The 15,941-nt window shown below is 37.5% G+C and carries 13 protein-coding genes; 4 read left to right on the top strand and 9 right to left on the bottom strand.

The annotated features are described in order from the left end of the window. Positions 1-9: 9 nt before the first annotated feature. Positions 10-1,407 carry an aminotransferase-like domain-containing protein gene (locus HXV90_RS01645; RefSeq protein ID WP_004231269.1) on the bottom strand — a complete coding sequence of 466 codons (1,398 nt, stop codon included), beginning with the start codon at positions 1,405-1,407 and terminating at the stop codon, positions 10-12. Between the two features lie 128 nt (positions 1,408-1,535). Between HXV90_RS01645 and HXV90_RS01640 the strand changes: the two genes are divergently transcribed. Continuing rightward, positions 1,536-2,699: an aminotransferase-like domain-containing protein gene (locus HXV90_RS01640; protein WP_048392333.1), complete on the top strand. Its 1,164-nt coding sequence runs from the start codon at positions 1,536-1,538 to the stop codon at positions 2,697-2,699. 42 nt (positions 2,700-2,741) lie between these two features. Here the strand turns inward: HXV90_RS01640 and HXV90_RS01635 are convergent, their stop codons facing one another. Continuing rightward, on the bottom strand, positions 2,742-3,296 hold the full coding sequence (locus tag HXV90_RS01635) for a helix-turn-helix domain-containing protein (RefSeq protein WP_269898216.1): 555 nt from the start codon (positions 3,294-3,296) through the stop codon (positions 2,742-2,744). Between the two features lie 113 nt (positions 3,297-3,409). Between HXV90_RS01635 and HXV90_RS01630 the strand changes: the two genes are divergently transcribed. After that, positions 3,410-3,997 (top strand): LysE family transporter, encoded by a 588-nt coding sequence (locus HXV90_RS01630; RefSeq protein WP_269898215.1) that lies wholly within the window; start codon positions 3,410-3,412, stop codon positions 3,995-3,997. A 42-nt stretch (positions 3,998-4,039) separates the two neighbouring features. Here HXV90_RS01630 and HXV90_RS01625 read toward each other — a convergent pair whose 3' ends face one another. From HXV90_RS01625 to HXV90_RS01600, 6 genes are all read right to left on the bottom strand, one after another. After that, entirely contained in the window at positions 4,040-4,162 is a 123-nt protein-coding gene (locus HXV90_RS01625; RefSeq protein ID WP_004231260.1) for a hypothetical protein, read from the bottom strand. A gap of 318 nt (positions 4,163-4,480) precedes the next feature. Beyond that, positions 4,481-5,476 carry a biotin synthase BioB gene (gene bioB / locus HXV90_RS01620; RefSeq protein WP_112118343.1) on the bottom strand — a complete coding sequence of 332 codons (996 nt, stop codon included), beginning with the start codon at positions 5,474-5,476 and terminating at the stop codon, positions 4,481-4,483. After that, a complete protein-coding gene (locus tag HXV90_RS01615) occupies positions 5,473-6,066 on the bottom strand; it encodes a biotin transporter BioY (protein ID WP_269898214.1) in 594 nt (197 codons plus the stop codon). Before HXV90_RS01615 ends, bioB begins: the two co-directional genes overlap by 4 nt. After that, positions 6,059-7,435 (bottom strand): adenosylmethionine--8-amino-7-oxononanoate transaminase, encoded by a 1,377-nt coding sequence (bioA, locus tag HXV90_RS01610; RefSeq protein ID WP_269898213.1) that lies wholly within the window; start codon positions 7,433-7,435, stop codon positions 6,059-6,061. The genes HXV90_RS01615 and bioA overlap by 8 nt, the downstream gene beginning before the upstream one ends. Beyond that, the gene (gene bioD, locus HXV90_RS01605; RefSeq protein ID WP_103118397.1) at positions 7,416-8,120 is read right to left on the bottom strand and encodes a dethiobiotin synthase; all 705 of its coding nucleotides are present in this window, start codon (positions 8,118-8,120) and stop codon (positions 7,416-7,418) included. Before bioD ends, bioA begins: the two co-directional genes overlap by 20 nt. A gap of 191 nt (positions 8,121-8,311) precedes the next feature. Continuing rightward, a complete protein-coding gene (locus HXV90_RS01600) occupies positions 8,312-8,494 on the bottom strand; it encodes a DUF4177 domain-containing protein (RefSeq protein WP_048392326.1) in 183 nt (60 codons plus the stop codon). A 139-nt stretch (positions 8,495-8,633) separates the two neighbouring features. Between HXV90_RS01600 and HXV90_RS01595 the strand changes: the two genes are divergently transcribed. Then, entirely contained in the window at positions 8,634-9,098 is a 465-nt protein-coding gene (locus HXV90_RS01595; protein WP_112118338.1) for a hypothetical protein, read from the top strand. 177 nt (positions 9,099-9,275) lie between these two features. Then, entirely contained in the window at positions 9,276-9,977 is a 702-nt protein-coding gene (locus HXV90_RS01590; RefSeq protein ID WP_269898212.1) for a response regulator transcription factor, read from the top strand. 21 nt (positions 9,978-9,998) lie between these two features. On the opposite strand, the gene HXV90_RS01585 is transcribed toward HXV90_RS01590, so the two are convergent. Next, positions 9,999-15,137: a sensor histidine kinase gene (locus tag HXV90_RS01585; RefSeq protein WP_269898211.1), complete on the bottom strand. Its 5,139-nt coding sequence runs from the start codon at positions 15,135-15,137 to the stop codon at positions 9,999-10,001. Positions 15,138-15,941: the final 804 nt, after the last annotated feature.

Below are 15,941 nucleotides of genomic sequence, written 5' to 3'. Positions count from 1 at the left end.
CCATAACCTCTAATCAACAAATGCATAATCACCATTACTTTCGAGGAGGTCCTTTAAAATAATTAACGCTTGCTCAAGTTGAGATTCTGGCGCTGCAATGGCTAAACGAACGGCATTGACAGGCTTTGTATTCCCTACGGCAAAGCGTTCCGCTGCATAGACTTGTACACCAGCTTTCGAAGCTAACAATTCAAATTGAACACCCGTAAATTTGTCAGGCAATTGGAGCCACCTAAAAATACATTCCTCATCCCCTAATATGTGATAATCCCCTAAATACTGATCGACAAGCGCATTTTGCTGCTTGGCATATGCTCGGTGTTTTTCTAATATCGTTTGGGCAACACCTTCATGGATTAATCGTGCTGCAAGCTCCAGCATGATAGGAGAAACAGAAATGTTGATATTATAGAGCGTTTCCATTATTTTTTTTCGTAGCGCAGGCGGTGTCACAAGGAAGGATAATCGTAAACCAGGTGATAGTGTTTTAGATAGGCTAGCAATGTAAATAACCTTATCAGGTGCATAAGAAGCAATCGGAGCAAGCGGTTGCTCCTTGAGAAAGCTATAGATAGCATCCTCGATTACAAGCAAATCCTTCTGTCTTGCCACGTCTGCAATCATTTTTCTTGTTTCTACTGACATCGTATGAGTCGTTGGGTTATGAAAATCAGGGATCACATAGATTCCTTTGATATGTTCATTTTTACAAGCATATAGTAATCCTTCTTTTGTCATTTCACCCTGACATTGTTGGATAGCCACAAGCTGGATACCAAGCATATTTGCAGCTGTTTTAATGCCTGCATAGGTAATTGGATCTGTACCAATGCGGTCGCCTGGCTGAAATAAAGCTGCAAGGGTTCCCACAATGGCATTTTGTCCGCCTGCTCCTAGAAGAATAGGCTGATCTGTTTGAAAATTTACTAGTTCGAGTAGCTTCATCACGGCTTCGTTTTGCCATGCATTGCCCTCAGGTCGTCCATATTGAAATAGCATGCTAAAACTAGGTTCGTTTATCATTTTCTTCATAAAGCGTGTAATATCATCATTAACAAAATTATCTGGTAAAACCGAGCCCATTTCAATGATAGGTGTGGCATGGTTGGTTGGCAGTAACATTTTATTGCTAGCCGCATCTGTTGAAACGAATGTACCGCTGCCAATTGAGGCATAAATTAATCCTTTTTGGCCACAAAGCTTAAAGGCTCTTGTAATCGTACTCAAATTCACATCTAAAAAATCAGCTAATTCACGCTGGGGTGGCAATTTTGTGCCTGGTACTAGCTTTCCATCCTTAATATCTTGTTCTAGCTGATGTGCGATGGCTATATATAACGGAGCAGAAATATTGCTAATATCCGGCTTCCAACTCATTGGATACTCGTCAAATGAATTAATAGGCATTCACTAGGCCCTTCTTTCTCTTAATTTGCATACAATAGTTTAATTGTCTTGCATACAATGATAATATTGTATGCACACGATGACAATGATATAATTTTTAAAAAATCAGAAAAAAAGGACCGATAATTATGCAATATTCTGAAAGAATCTTAAAAACACCATCCTCATTTATTCGAAATATTTTAAAAGTGACAGATGCAGAGGACGTTATTTCCTTTGCGGGCGGGCTTCCAAACCCGATTTCTTTCCCGATTGATGCATTGAGAGCATCCGTAGACCATGCTATTACAGTAAATGGCAGCCGATTATTCCAATATTCATCCACACAGGGTTATGCACCATTGCGTGAATATATTGCCGCGAAATATCAACGTGTCCATGGACTTGATGTACATGCTGACGATGTCTTTATTACTACAGGTTCACAGCAAGCGCTTGAACTAATTGGTAAAGTACTTATCAATAAAGGCGATGGCATTATCATCGAAGAGCCAGGTTACCTAGGGGCTATTCAAGCCTTTACTTTAACAGAGCCAACTTTCCATGGTGTTACGCTAGAAAATGATGGTCTTAACTTAGAAGAGTTAGAACGTGCTCTACAACAACCAAATGTAAAATTCATTTATACGGTGCCGAACTTCCAAAACCCAACAGGACTCACATATTCGAAAGAAAAGCGTGAGCAAATTTGCGAAATAGTGGCAAAATATGATGTTGCTTTAATTGAGGATGATCCATACGGGGAGCTACGTTTCCAAGGGGAGCCACTTCCATATATCGGTGCTGGTAAATTAGAAAATAGTATTTTACTAGGTTCTTTCTCTAAAACGGTCACACCAGGCATGCGTCTTGGCTTTATTATCACAAAAAACAAAGAGCTTTTGCAGCATATTGAAACAGCGAAGCAAGCGTCTGATCTTCATACTAATATTTTTTCACAATATGTTATCTACGATTACTTAGCAAGTAATGATTATACCGAACATGTAAAGAAAATTATTGCTTTATATAAAAATCAGTCGGATGCGATGCTTGATGCTATGCAGGAGTTTTTCCCTGCCCATGTTGAATATACACGACCTGAGGGTGGCATGTTTATTTGGGCAACAATGAAGGACGGTACACCGGCCCTTGATGTATTCAATAAAGCGATGGAACAAAAGGTTGCCTTCGTGCCTGGCGATCCATTCTACACATCAAAAACGAATGTGAACACAATGCGTCTTAACTATACAAATGCAACACCTGAAGTCATCCGTGAGGGAATTAAACGTTTAGCTAGTATTTTATAAAACGAAAACGTATAAACGCTGTGAAAAGCGTTTATACGTTTTTTAATGTGGATAGTAAATAGTCATACTAAGTCGTGTTACTGTACTACCTGGATTGCTATATGTGTGTGGACGGTCAGCCTTAAATCGTATGGCATCACCACTTGTTAATCGATAATCCTGACCCTGTATATGGATGATTAATTCCCCATCAAAAACGGTTATATATTCCTCCGTTCCTTCTCGATGAGCCTCAGCATCTAACGTTCCATTTTCTTTGATTTCAATTGTATATATTTCAAAACGACTATCCTTTTGATAGGGGAAATGAGGATAAACTATATATCGGCCATGATCTTCCTTCAATACTTGAATTTCTTTACCGCGAATAACCTCCGTCTCAGGTTGGGGAGGATGAATAAGCTCTGTAAACGAAACCTTTAATCCATTTGCAATTTTCCAAATTGTAGTCAAAGTTGGACTGGATTCTCCCCTCTCAATTTGACCAATCATCGTTTTACTCACGCCACTAAGCTGAGAAACCTTCTCTAAGCTTAATTTCTCCCTTTCTCGAATTGCCTTTAAATTTCTCGCAAAGACGAGATGAATTTCTTCCATCCAAAAGCCCTCCTTGCATGTACAATATAACGTACGTTTTGTATAATAAAAAGACCGACGTTATACAGTCTATTTCGTGCATTATATCATACAACTTGAAAGAAGGGATTGTTTTGCCTGTATTTTCCTTTTTATTATTTATCATCATTACAAGCTTTACACCTGGCCCTAATAATTTTATGGCGATGGTTTTTGCTAAACAATATGGCTTAGCGAAAACGATTCCATTCTGTTTAGGTGTAGGGATTGGTTTTTTCATCATTATTGGTCTTAGTAGTTTTTTTAACACGATCATGTTAAACATTTTACCTGCCATTGAATTACCCCTAACCATATTTGGTGTAGGCTATATGTTGTACCTGGCTTATAAAATTTTAACAAGCAAAGAATTAGAGGATCACGACAACGAAGAAAAAAAACGAAACCTATTTTTTTTAGGAGCGTTCGTTCAATTTATTAACCCAAAAGGTATTTTATTTGGTCTTACTGTTGTCGCAACTTACATCCTACCCTACTACTCATCCTACATAAGCTATCTACTCTTCTCGTTCTTTTTAGCGCTAGTAGGGGTAATCAGTACATTTAGTTGGGCATTATGTGGCTCCGTTTTTCAAAAAGCACTACAGCAATACCGAAAACCATTTAACATGATCATGGCACTATTATTAATGTACAGTGCTGTTTCCATTGTTGTACATTAAAAAAACAGCCCTCTGTCGGTAGAGGGCTGCTTTATCAGCAACTTATTTTGTATACGTTAAAACGGCATTTTTCTTGAATTTTGCTAAAGCTTCTGTTGCCTCATTTTTGCTCGCGTACTCAAAAATTCGAACGTCCTTTTTATCAAAAACTGTAATAACCCACATGTGAAAAGCTCCCTTCACTCATTATTTTTGTAATATAACAACCACCAAAATTTGTGATATGACTTATCAACTGTTTTATAACAATTCCTTACTTGATTCTTATTTTACGCTGATTTTTTTAAAAAGAAAGCTTTATGTGAAGGTCTTCACAAACTGTTCAATTTCAAAACGCTTTCATTGAACAATTTGTGAAAACCTTGATTTTATAGGTATATCCACTGCCAATGATGTCAGGTCTATCCGTCTCTTTTCACTACAACCAAAAAACCGTACAATAGTACGGTTTTTGCTGTAGTAGTAGATTTACATGTCATAAGTTTAACAAAATACTTCTTCTTGTTTATGTGTTAATTCAATTTCGAAGCCCAAATCCTCCAGCATGCGATAATCGCTATTCGCTTCCTGTCCTGCTGTTGTTAAATAATCCCCAACAAAAATACTATTAGCTGCATAGAGACCAAGTGGCTGAAGTGAACCTAAATTGATTTCACGACCACCCGAAATACGGATTTCCTTTGTCGGATTGATGTAGCGGAATAAAGCTAAAACCTTTAAACAATAACGGGGATTTAAATCCTTTGTCCCTTCTAGCTTTGTGCCATCAATTGCATTTAAAAAGTTTACAGGAATAGAATCAGCGTCCAATTGATGGAGGGCGCGTGCAATATTGACGACATCCTCTTTTGTTTCCTTCATCCCAATAATGGCACCCGAGCAAGGTGAAATTCCATGCTTTTTCACAATCTCTACCGTATTGACACGATCCTCATATGTATGTGAGGTCGTGATGAAGGAATGATGACGTTCCGATGTATTTAAATTATGATTGTAGCGATCCACCCCCGCTTCCTTTAGTTGCTGTGCCTGTTCTTCTTTTAGTAAGCCAAGACAGGCACAAACCTTCAAGCCATACTTTTCTTTTATTTCAGCAACCGCCTCACTCACGACATTGACATCCTTACGTGTTGGCCCACGACCACTGGCTACAATACAATACGTCCCAATCTTATTGTCAAACGCTCGTTTTGCACCTGCTAAAATTTCCTCTTTTGTAATAAATGGGTATTTCTCAATAGGAGCCGTTGATTTAGAGGACTGGGAGCAATAGCCACAATCCTCGGGGCAATATCCGCTTTTGGCGTTCATAATCATATTCAATTTAACTTTTTTACCATAATAATGACGACGAATCGTAAAAGCACCATCCATAAGCTGTAATAGCGCATCATCCTCACTATTTAATATGGCAAGTGCCTCTTCATTGCTAATGATCTTTCCAGCAATAACTTCTTGTGCTAATTGGTAATAATTCATATTACATTCTCCCCCTCTACGTGTGAAAATTTCACATTTCTTGCTGACTGAAATACTTTATACAAGCGCTCAGCTAATAGCGCTGATGTAATAGCTAAGCAAAAATCAGCGACAATACTACTTAAAAAGCCGACAACAAACACATGTGACCAGCTTGACTTCATGTCTAACCAGAAATTCAATGCTACATACAAATAAGGAAGAGCCACAGCATAAATAATAAACAGCCCAATAATGGTTGCTGCAATAAAATGCTTTTTCGTCGGCGTCTCAATCCTTTCAATAATGAACCCAATCACATAGGCGGCTAGGGCAAAGCCAATCAGATAACCAAAAGTTGGCTGTAAGACATATGTGATACCACCACCCTGTGTAAAAACAGGTAGGCCTACTAAGCCCACGCTGACATAGACAAGTTGACTATAAAAACCATTCCGACTACCCAATAAACAGCCTGCTAAAAATACAAAAACAATCTGTAATGTAAACGGTACGACAGGCAATGGAATTTTAACAAAAGCTCCGATTGCTGTTAGAGCAGCAAATATGGCAATCATGACTAGCGCTAATGTTTGTTGTCGCTTACCCACCCTTAGCCCCCCTGTCCTGGAAAAATTGTTCGATTGTCTCTTTCGTTGTATGAATCATAAATGACATTTCCTCTTCAGAAATAATATAAGGTGGCATAAAATACAGAACATTGCCGAGCGGTCTGATGAGTAAGCCTTTCGTTAAAGCCCGTTGATAAATTTGATAGCCGATACGCTCCTCACTGGCGAACGCTTCCTTTGTCCACCGGTCCTTTACTAGTTCAATCGCTCCCACTAAACCAACTTGTCGGTATTCACCCACATAAGGCATATCACAAAAAGCTTCCATGGCTAACGCTCGCATGTATTGTCCCTTGTGCTGAATCATCTCCATCACTTGTTCCTCTTGAAACATCGTTAACACTTCCAGTGCCACACGACAGGCCAATGTATTGCCTGAATAGCTATGCGAATGTAAAAAAGCCTTCATTGTTCCGTAATCATCATAAAAAGCGTCATAGACTTGCTCCGTCGTTAAAACAACTGATAAAGGTAAATAACCACCTGTTAGCCCCTTTGATAAACACATAAAATCTGGCATGATGTCCGCTTGTTGACAGGCAAATAATGTACCGGTCCGACCAAAACCTACAGCAATTTCATCTGCAATGAAGTGCACATCATAATGTGAGCACAACGCCCGTAAGCGCTGTAAATAGACAGGTGGGTACATTTTCATACCTGCTGCAGCCTGAATTAATGGTTCAATAATAACTGCCGTGATTTCCTCATGATGCGCTTGAAGTTGTTCCTCAACAAATTGACTACATGGTGCATTACAGCTTGCTGGATCTTCCTGAAATGGACAGCGGAAGCAATCTGGCCCTTTAGCACGAACAGTATCTAATAACAGTGGCTGGTAAACTTCATTGTAAAGCCCTACCCCTCCTATGGATAAAGCACCAATAGTTTCTCCATGATAGGCATCCGTCAAGGCGAGAAAGCGCTTTTTTGCTGGTTTCCCCGTCTGCATATGGTATTGAAAGCTCATTTTCAGTGCAACTTCAATAGCAGATGAGCCATTATCGGCAAAAAAGACTTTATGTAATCCCTGTGGTGCTAATGCGGTTAATTTTTCAGCCAATTGTATGGCTGGTTCATGTGTAAAATTAGCAAAGATCGTATGCTCTAATGTAAATGCTTGCTCACTTAAAGCTTTGCTAATACGCGGATTGGCATGTCCAAATAAATTAACCCACCAAGAAGATACAGCATCCAAATAACGCTGATCATGTTCGTCATAAAGCCACACGCCTTGCCCCTTTTTTATGACGATGGGTGGAAATGCCTCATAGTCCTTCATTTGTGAGCATGGATGCCAAACATGACGTAAATCTCTTAGCTGTAAATCAGTTAATGCTTGTTTCATAGTTAAAAAACCTTTCAAACAGTGTTGTGTGCGTCATGGCATAATCCATTAGCTGTGACAAATTTTGTAGCTTTGGAATAATCGCATAGGGCAAGGGATGGTACTGTAAAATCGTTTGTATATTATCTTGCTCCATACTGCTACCTGTGTTCCCATTAAACACTATGCCAAGAACGTCAACTTCACGAGAGCGCAATGCCTCTATTGTTAATAATGTGTGATTGATCGTCCCTAGGGATGTCCTTGTAACAAGCACTACTGGCAGCTTGCTACTGACGATGACATCAAGCAGCGTCATCCCATGGGGAGCAGTAAAAGGAACAAAAAGCCCACCCGCTCCTTCACATATCACAACATCATAGGACGCTTGTAATAATTGAATCCGCAATAATAGCTCATTGACATCAATTTGCTGCCCCTCCAGTTGCGCAGCAAAATGTGGCGATGCAGCTTCTCTAAATGAATAGCTATTGAGATGCTCTTGTTGAAGCTTTTGTAAGGAATACTTTTCATACATGGCTGTATCATGATAATAGCCACGACCGTTTTCGTATACCTCTCCTGTTTGCACAGGCTTGTATGGTGAAACTTTCAAGCCTTGTTTTTGTAAATGACACATCAACATGGTGGTGACAATTGTTTTCCCAACATCCGTATCTGTACCGACAACCCAAAAATGTTGCATTGTTAACCTCCCTCTTTTAAGTTAACCATTAACAATATTTAAGTTAACACATATATTTTTGTTTTGTAAATGCTATTTCTATATTTTTCTGAATACACTATTTTTGTTAATAAAAACAGCAAATTTTGTATTAAAATAAGAAAACGCTAAACTCCCACCATTTATGGCAAGAATCTAGCGTTCATTGATAGTCATGATAATAATCTCTCAAAAATGATTTCATAGTCTGTTGGTTTCCCATGACCATTATAAGCAATCGGCAATACTTGCACTAAACGCCAACCTTGCTTCGCGTATTCTTCGATTGTTTTCCGATAGGTAGATTCCTGAAAAAAGCTACCTAAATGTGTTTGTACAAATTTATACTCATACATTGACTCACCCCCTGTAAATCTTTACGTAACTACGGAGTCAGGGTTTCAATAATTAGTAGGTTCTCGCTTTTGAATATTATGATTATTTTAAAGGATTTTAATCTTCACTCGTAGTATTAAACTACATGGGGGTGGTAGTATGTTTGGCATTTTTAAAGAACCAGCGAAGATCATCGATACATATGAACAAGTGCATTCAATTTTAAAATCATTACTTACCTATGAACTAAAAGAATTACCTAATCGTTATGAATTTTGGTATCGTGTGGCCATCCGTCAAGAGGAGTATCGGACATTACAAGCAGAGCATCGGGCAAAAATCTCAATGACTTCTGCAGTAGGGCGTTTTCATCAAACACAATATGAAGTGATGACACAGAAATTAGCAAAGTTTGAACGCTTATCCGATATTTATAAACTATTTTGTATTGAAGAAGAACGAGAGCTATTAAACCATCGTCTCTCTTTTCATCAAGAAACGATTGCTGCCATCTATGACCATGTTCAACATAAAGAGCTTTATACGTACAGTGATAGTGTTCAACAGCAATTTTGGGAGGCCATCCGTGATGATCTACTCCGAGCTATCGCACACTTAGATTAATTTTTTAGAGACTTCATTTCTAATGGGAAATAGAAGTCTTTATTTATTTTTAGTAAACTCGCATGATTATTTTGACTAAGGTTATGAGGGATTCTAAAATCATTCGAGTCCTAAGTCTTCTAATTCCCAACCTAGACAAAAGTTGGTATATTTGAAATAGGAAGGTGATTAATAGATATGTCGAACGAGAAAATTTTAATAGTGGAAGATGATATAGATATTATGGAGGTTTTATCGCTCACGCTAGCTAATGCTAACTATAATGTATTAAAGGCATCATCTCTATCCAGTGGCTGGCATCTCGCTGTCACGCAAAAACCAGATTTAATCTTGTTAGATGTTAATTTACCAGATGGTACAGGCTTCGAGTTAGCCAAAAGAATCCGTGATGTATCGGATGTCATTATCATTTTTGTGACCGTCAATCATCTAATTGAACAGAAACTTGAGGGCTTTGAGGTGGGGGCAGATGATTATATGACAAAGCCATTTATTCCAAAAGAATTATTGGCCCGTATCCAAGCAAATTTAAAAAGAAGAAACCCAACAAAGAAAAGTAATATTGTACATATAGATAATCTGTCCATACATTTAGATGAGAAAAATGTTTATAAGGATGGACAGCTTTTAAATTTATTTACGAAGGAGAAGCTACTCCTCTTTTTTCTAATTGAGCATGCGAATCAAGTGATTAGTGTCGATCAACTCATTGATCATGTGTGGGGCTACGACGGTGTCACTGATTTGAAAACCGTATCTGTCCATATTAGTACGCTTCGTCGTAAAATTGAAGATATCCCCTCAAAGCCGAAATGGATTCAAACAGTGAGAGGTTTTGGCTACCAATTCGTTTATAAAAAAGAGAGTGGTGAGAAGTAAGAAAACACTCACCACCCCTTTTTAATTTTTTACCAATACCTTAACTAGTGGTAATGTAAAGCTAAATATGCTTCCTTCATTTTCAAGACTTTCAACAAAAATCTCACCATTATGCTGGTGAACAATTTGTTTACAGATAGCTAAGCCAATGCCATGCGAATGTGCTTCATGGATGTTAGTTGCTCGATAATAGCTATCAAAAATAAAGGGAAGATCACTCTCAGCAATACCAATGCCACTATCTGCTATCGAACAAATCAAGTGCTTGTCCTCTACATGGAAGGACAATTGAATACCACCATTTGATGTATATTTCATTGCATTTGTCATGATATTTTCAATCACTTGATTGATTCGCGTTTTATCAATCAGTAGCTGAGCTTCTTCATGACCGTAAAAGTGAGCACTGAATGTTAATCCTGATTGTTTTACTTCATCCTCATAACGGGTTGCCATTTGTAAAAATAATTCCTTTGCCTTTACCTCTGTAAAAGAAAATTCTGCTCTACCAGCTTCTAGATTTGCTAAATCAAACAAATCTTGAATTAAGTTATTTAATGATAATAGCCTTTCTTTACTTCGTATTAAATATTTCTTTCTGGCTACTGCGTCATCAATCACGCCCTCTAGCATAAGTTCTATATACCCTAATGTAGAGGTTAACGGGGAGCGTAATTCATGGGAAATACTATGCAAGAGTTTTTTACGTTCCAGTTCATTTTTTTCTAAACGTTCATTCATTTTTATCAAATGCCGATTCGTCTCATCTAGCTCCCTAGTACGCAACTGAACACGTTTTTCTAAATCTCCATATATTTTCGCATTTTCAAAAGAAACAGCAATTTGAGCCGCAATTACTTTCAATAGCTGAACATGAGATGGATGGAAGGCATTCGTCATTAAAGTATTCTCAAAATACAATATCGAAATAATTTCATTTTGATGGATAATAGGTAGGCAAAGAATAGATTTAGCCGTCGAATAGGAGAAAAGAGGATGCTGTGTTATTTGTGTATTGTCGATAATCACATGCTCTTTACTATTAAGAACATAGCGTATAATCGATTGCATATTCGCATTAAAATTCTCCATACTTTGTTGATCATACATCGTAAATGTTTTTTCCGCAGCTTCCGCCTTTGCTAACACCAATAATTCCTGCTGCTGTTTATGAATGAAATAGCCACTATCTGCCCCCATATGCTTTAACAGTGAAAACAATATTTTATGCAGTAATTCTTCCATACGAATAGCTGTTGCAAATGATTGAGTCGTTTCAAAAACCGTCATCATATCAAACGTGAGTGATTCTCTACTGTGATTCTCCAGTTTGCGATGCACTTGATATTCTCTTGCCCATCTGCTAGCAACTGTTTCTGCTCCCCACGTTTCAATACTTTGAATACCATTCAATATATAATGCCTTGCCGTTTTCTTTTGCTGTTTTGCGAGATAATAGTTTGCAGCTCGTTCATATGCTAAGGCTGTATCCTGGACAAAACCATTCATACTTGCTAATCGTATTGCTCGGTCATAATAGAGTTCTGCCTCACTGTCATTGTTGTGTAAACGGTAATTCTCTGCCATTAATAAAGCATAGAGATGCTCATAATTTTCTGAAGAATAAACAGCCCATTTCTTAAATTTCTTGAGGCTTTGACGTATATCCGTTAAAAATAACCTCTGCTCCTGTACCTGACAATTTTGACTATGCAGAAAGTGAAATTGCCACATGGCCCGATAAAAATAATAGACCGTAGTGATTGGTAATGTATAAGTGTCCTTACTTAGCTTCTTTAATTCAACCAGAATCGCTTTCCCTTGTATTTCATCCGCTAATAAAAAGGACATTTGTAAACGCACTGTATAATGCATGATTTTAATAGCAGGCTGATCCTGTATTGTGATGGGACAAGCCCAATGTACAGGATGATGTGGAGAGCGGAGGATATTCATCCATCTCCCCATTTCGGCTAAAAAGTCAATCGAAAGGGTACTTGCATGAATAGAAAATTCCTCTTGTTGTCGTTTAATTTCTTGTTGCAAATCCTCTAGGGTAACAACACCCTGAATAAGTCGTATCGTGACAATAAAACATGATGCTGAGGATACTAAATGATATAAGCCAAGCTCTTGGCTTTTTGCTTGAGCCTCATTAATATATTGAATACTGGTTTCATAGGGCTCTGTCCAATGACTGATAAACACGCCATACACATAATAAGTATGGCCCTTGATATATATGCTTTCTTGGTTATCCGCAACAATGATGGCAAGTTTGCCAAAGCGAGTGGCTTCTTTTATATTGGCAAAACCTGCATTTAAAAGCATAGCATAGTTAATCAATACCATGCCGCTTTTCGATGTAGCGCCATACTTCAACTGTAAACGCAGCCCTTTCATTAAAAGAATGCCTGTTAAGTTAGGATTTAATAGGAAAGCACTTGCCGTCATATTAATAATTAAATGAATCAAAATATCAATTTCTTTACTATTCGTTGGCGGATGCTGCAACAAGTCTTGGTCAGACATATGTCGCAATGCCCATTTCAACAATAGATACTCTTTTAGAAGCTGTGACTTTTTAGGATATGCTGAAATTTTAAGATTCGCAACTTGAAAACCTGCCAAGCCTGCTTCTAGACCAATAGTAGGGTTATCGGACTCAATGTATAATACCGTTTTCAAATTGTTAATCATCAGTTTTTCTAATTTTGTCTCTGCGTGCTGCAAAGCTTCTGTTAAATGCATTTCCGATTGTTCGTAGTGGCCAGTTAAATATTCACATTCACCTAAATTTGCATATAATTTAACCGACTGTTCTCTCCTAGTCTCCCAATGATCAGGCGTCAATAGTTCTTTACTAGTTGTAAAAAATTTTAGCGCATTATCAAAGAGCCCTATTCTTTTAGCCTCAATACCGAGTTGATAATTCCAGATAGCCAGCTTTTGCTTTTCCTTCCCAGTCAATAAGTGGCGACTGTAATTGAAATGCATGACGATTTCGCTTAATCGATCATGATCTGCAGCCATTTGAGAGTCATCTGTTAAAAGCTGGCCAATTTGATAATGGTATTTAGCACGCAATTGCCCTGATAAGTCTTGGTAAGCTACTTGTTGAATACGATCGTGAACAAATTGGAATTTGGTAGAAAATGTATGTAAAATCCCTTCATGCTCTAACGTACTTGCCCATTTATAATGGGCATCTAACGGAATAATAAAGCCATTTTCAACAAGTGTTTCCAGGTGTTTTAATAACGCTTGAGCTGATAAGGACACGAGCTTTAAGACATCTGTAAATTCAAAGCGCTGACCAAAACATGCAACTATGCGTAAAATCTCATGGGCTTCTGTTGTTAAATTAGCCATTCTAGTTTCAATAAAGACAAGTAGCTCGTTGTTCAATCGGGATAAATTAAATTTCTTACGATTAAACTCCCATTCTTTTGTTGTTGCATTAAGATAAATTGTGTTATCTTGCTGGAGTGATCGAAACGCCTCTTTCACAAATAACGGATTCCCGTTGGTCAAATTAAATAATTGCTTGGCAATTATCTGTATGGTATGAGGCTTTGCCTGGAAAGATGCCTCCAACCATTGTTGAACATGTTGTTCCTGAAGCGAGGGTAAATGGATATGATGACCGCTCGAAAAACTAGAAGTTCTTTGCTGATTTTCCTCCTCTGCGCTGTCCTTATTCACTCGGAATGTACCAATCATCATAAAGTATCCTGCTCGGTGTTGCTCAAAAATTTGGGTCATAATTTCAACTGTACTTTGATTGGCCCAATGCAAATCATCTACAAACCATATAACTGGTTTCTTCTGCATAGCAAATGTTAATAAAATTTTTTGAATCGATATAAACGTATAGGAATGGAGCTGTTTTGTATTTTGGCTAACTTCTTTTTGGAAATGTACTTCCTCCTTCACAAACCATTTAAGTTCAGGTAATAGATGGATAAGTTCATCTGTCACAACTAATTTAACCTCTTGAAATAATTTTTTCCATAAATGGACAGACCTTTCACCTTCCATATAAATAAATTTCAATAAACTCCTTAAAGGATGGATAACAATGGAATAGTCATTTTCTAATTGCAATTGCTCATACTTAGTTGTAATAAAATAGCCTTTTGCGGCCGCTATTTCACCCTTTAATTCTTGAACTAACTTGGACTTTCCATACCCTGCTTGTCCTGATATCGTAACCATCTTTTTGTCACCTTTTGCAACCTGACGAAAAACAGAGGAAAGCTCTGCGAATTGCGATTCTCTCCCATAAAGCTTAGTAGACAGTCCCGTATTCAGATGCAAATCCTGTTCACCAAGCAGGAAATTTTCAAGCGGTTCGTTTACTAAAAGTTTCTGTTGGATTTGTAGCAAATCCTCTCTCAAACCAATGGCACTTTGATAACGATCAGCTGGGTTTTTAGCTAATAGCTTTTCAATCATTTCCCAAAGCAATGAATGATAACGACTGTCTAAACTTACCAATGGTTCTGGTTTTTTTGTGATGATTTCATAAATCAAATCGACGGCATCCTTTGCTTGAAAAGGCAATTGACCGCCCAGTATTTCGTAAAAAATGGTCCCCAGTGCATATAAATCTGTCCGATAGTCTACCTCTAAATGAAGTCTGCCAGTTTGCTCAGGTGCATAATAGGGTAGCTGTTCTAGTCGTTCATAGGGATTTTCAATCACAACTGGAGATTCTACATCATATTTTGTACTAAATTCAGAGCTTAATAGTTTTATTTTTAAAGAATTAGGATTGATTAAGATTTGATTAGGATGTAGGTGTAGATAAAGTAAACCACTTTGTTGCATTTTCATACAAATATTGACAAGGTCAATGGCAATCTGGAGAAATTGATGCAAAGAAATCAAGTTATTACTGAATTGCTTTAAGGGGACTCCATTAAAATTTTCATAGATGATCGCATATTGATCATCTATATAATCAATAGCTATTGGCTTTAATAACCAAGGATTTTGCTCATTCGAAAACAAGGAAAATTCATATTGTAGTTTGGCTCTTGTCTCTGCTGAATTATGATGAACACTTTTTACCAGTACCAGTTTGTTAAACTTCTTCATATACATTCTCTGTAGATGCCAATCTTGACTAGACTGTAAAAGAATGCAATCGTTCATACACAATCCCTCCTCTTCTATGCTAGTTATATATCATCTTTGTAACCGCTTTATATTTTTGCCATGCTACCTTTAGATTTATTTGTTTAACTGATTGTCCAGCAAAGCTAAAAACGAGGCCCTCTAACTTCTTTGGTATAATATGATAGACTCTTCGAATGAACAGATAGTGTCTCTATCATAATAGGACAGATATCCTTTACATAAAAAACACCAGTAAAGGAATACTTGCTCGTAGATTTTGATCGACTAGAAAGATGCAGAGGTTTTTGTTTTCGTATCTTTTGTTACTCTTACATTTTCATTTTCTAACATTACTTGTTCTTTAAGAACATCGATTGGATGTACGGGAATAAAAATTTTTGTAATGCTGTCAGAAATGGTATGTTGCTCATTAAGCTTATTATAATATTTCTCCAATAAATGCGCTTCGCCTTTTATTAAAGAAAGTTTTGGAACAAGTGATCTGGTGTTTCTACATAATATGTAATCTGCTCATATCGTCTTTCTGTCCTTAATTCTGCTAGTGCAGGCTGGAATTTTGTCATTTCAATCCGTTCACTACATACCAAAGGATGGCTGTTACTCTGTCATAGACTGTATTTGATTGATCTCTTCGTTATTGGTACTTCCATATAGCCATGTTGAACATTGCGGTTTTGTAATCTTGTATTAATTCGTGCTTTTATTACACTTCCCCTTTTATCTCAGGCATACAATTTTCAACATATCAATCTTTCGCTAAAACAAAGCCCTCCTGTAAATCAATCATTCTCAGTACATTAAAACTATAAAATCCGAAGG

It is taken from the genome of Lysinibacillus sp. JK80 (genome assembly GCF_027557635.1).
GTDB classification, from domain to species: Bacteria; Bacillota; Bacilli; order Bacillales_A; family Planococcaceae; genus Lysinibacillus; species Lysinibacillus capsici.
This window is presented reverse-complemented; position numbering and strand designations above follow the sequence as displayed.

Excerpts from the sequence above, each read along its gene's own strand:
- HXV90_RS01640 (WP_048392333.1), top strand. The coding sequence starts at position 1,536 with ATGCAATATTCTGAAAGAATCTTAAAAACACCATCCTCATTTATTCGA.
- HXV90_RS01635 (WP_269898216.1), bottom strand. The coding sequence starts at position 3,296 with ATGGAAGAAATTCATCTCGTCTTTGCGAGAAATTTAAAGGCAATTCGA.
- HXV90_RS01590 (WP_269898212.1), top strand. The coding sequence starts at position 9,276 with ATGTCGAACGAGAAAATTTTAATAGTGGAAGATGATATAGATATTATG.
- HXV90_RS01595 (WP_112118338.1), top strand. The coding sequence starts at position 8,634 with ATGTTTGGCATTTTTAAAGAACCAGCGAAGATCATCGATACATATGAA.
- HXV90_RS01645 (WP_004231269.1), bottom strand. The coding sequence starts at position 1,407 with ATGCCTATTAATTCATTTGACGAGTATCCAATGAGTTGGAAGCCGGAT.
- bioB (WP_112118343.1), bottom strand. The coding sequence starts at position 5,476 with ATGAATTATTACCAATTAGCACAAGAAGTTATTGCTGGAAAGATCATT.
- HXV90_RS01600 (WP_048392326.1), bottom strand. The coding sequence starts at position 8,494 with ATGTATGAGTATAAATTTGTACAAACACATTTAGGTAGCTTTTTTCAG.
- bioD (WP_103118397.1), bottom strand. The coding sequence starts at position 8,120 with ATGCAACATTTTTGGGTTGTCGGTACAGATACGGATGTTGGGAAAACA.
- bioA (WP_269898213.1), bottom strand. The coding sequence starts at position 7,435 with ATGAAACAAGCATTAACTGATTTACAGCTAAGAGATTTACGTCATGTT.
- HXV90_RS01625 (WP_004231260.1), bottom strand. The coding sequence starts at position 4,162 with ATGTGGGTTATTACAGTTTTTGATAAAAAGGACGTTCGAATTTTTGAG.
- HXV90_RS01585 (WP_269898211.1), bottom strand. The coding sequence starts at position 15,137 with ATGAACGATTGCATTCTTTTACAGTCTAGTCAAGATTGGCATCTACAG.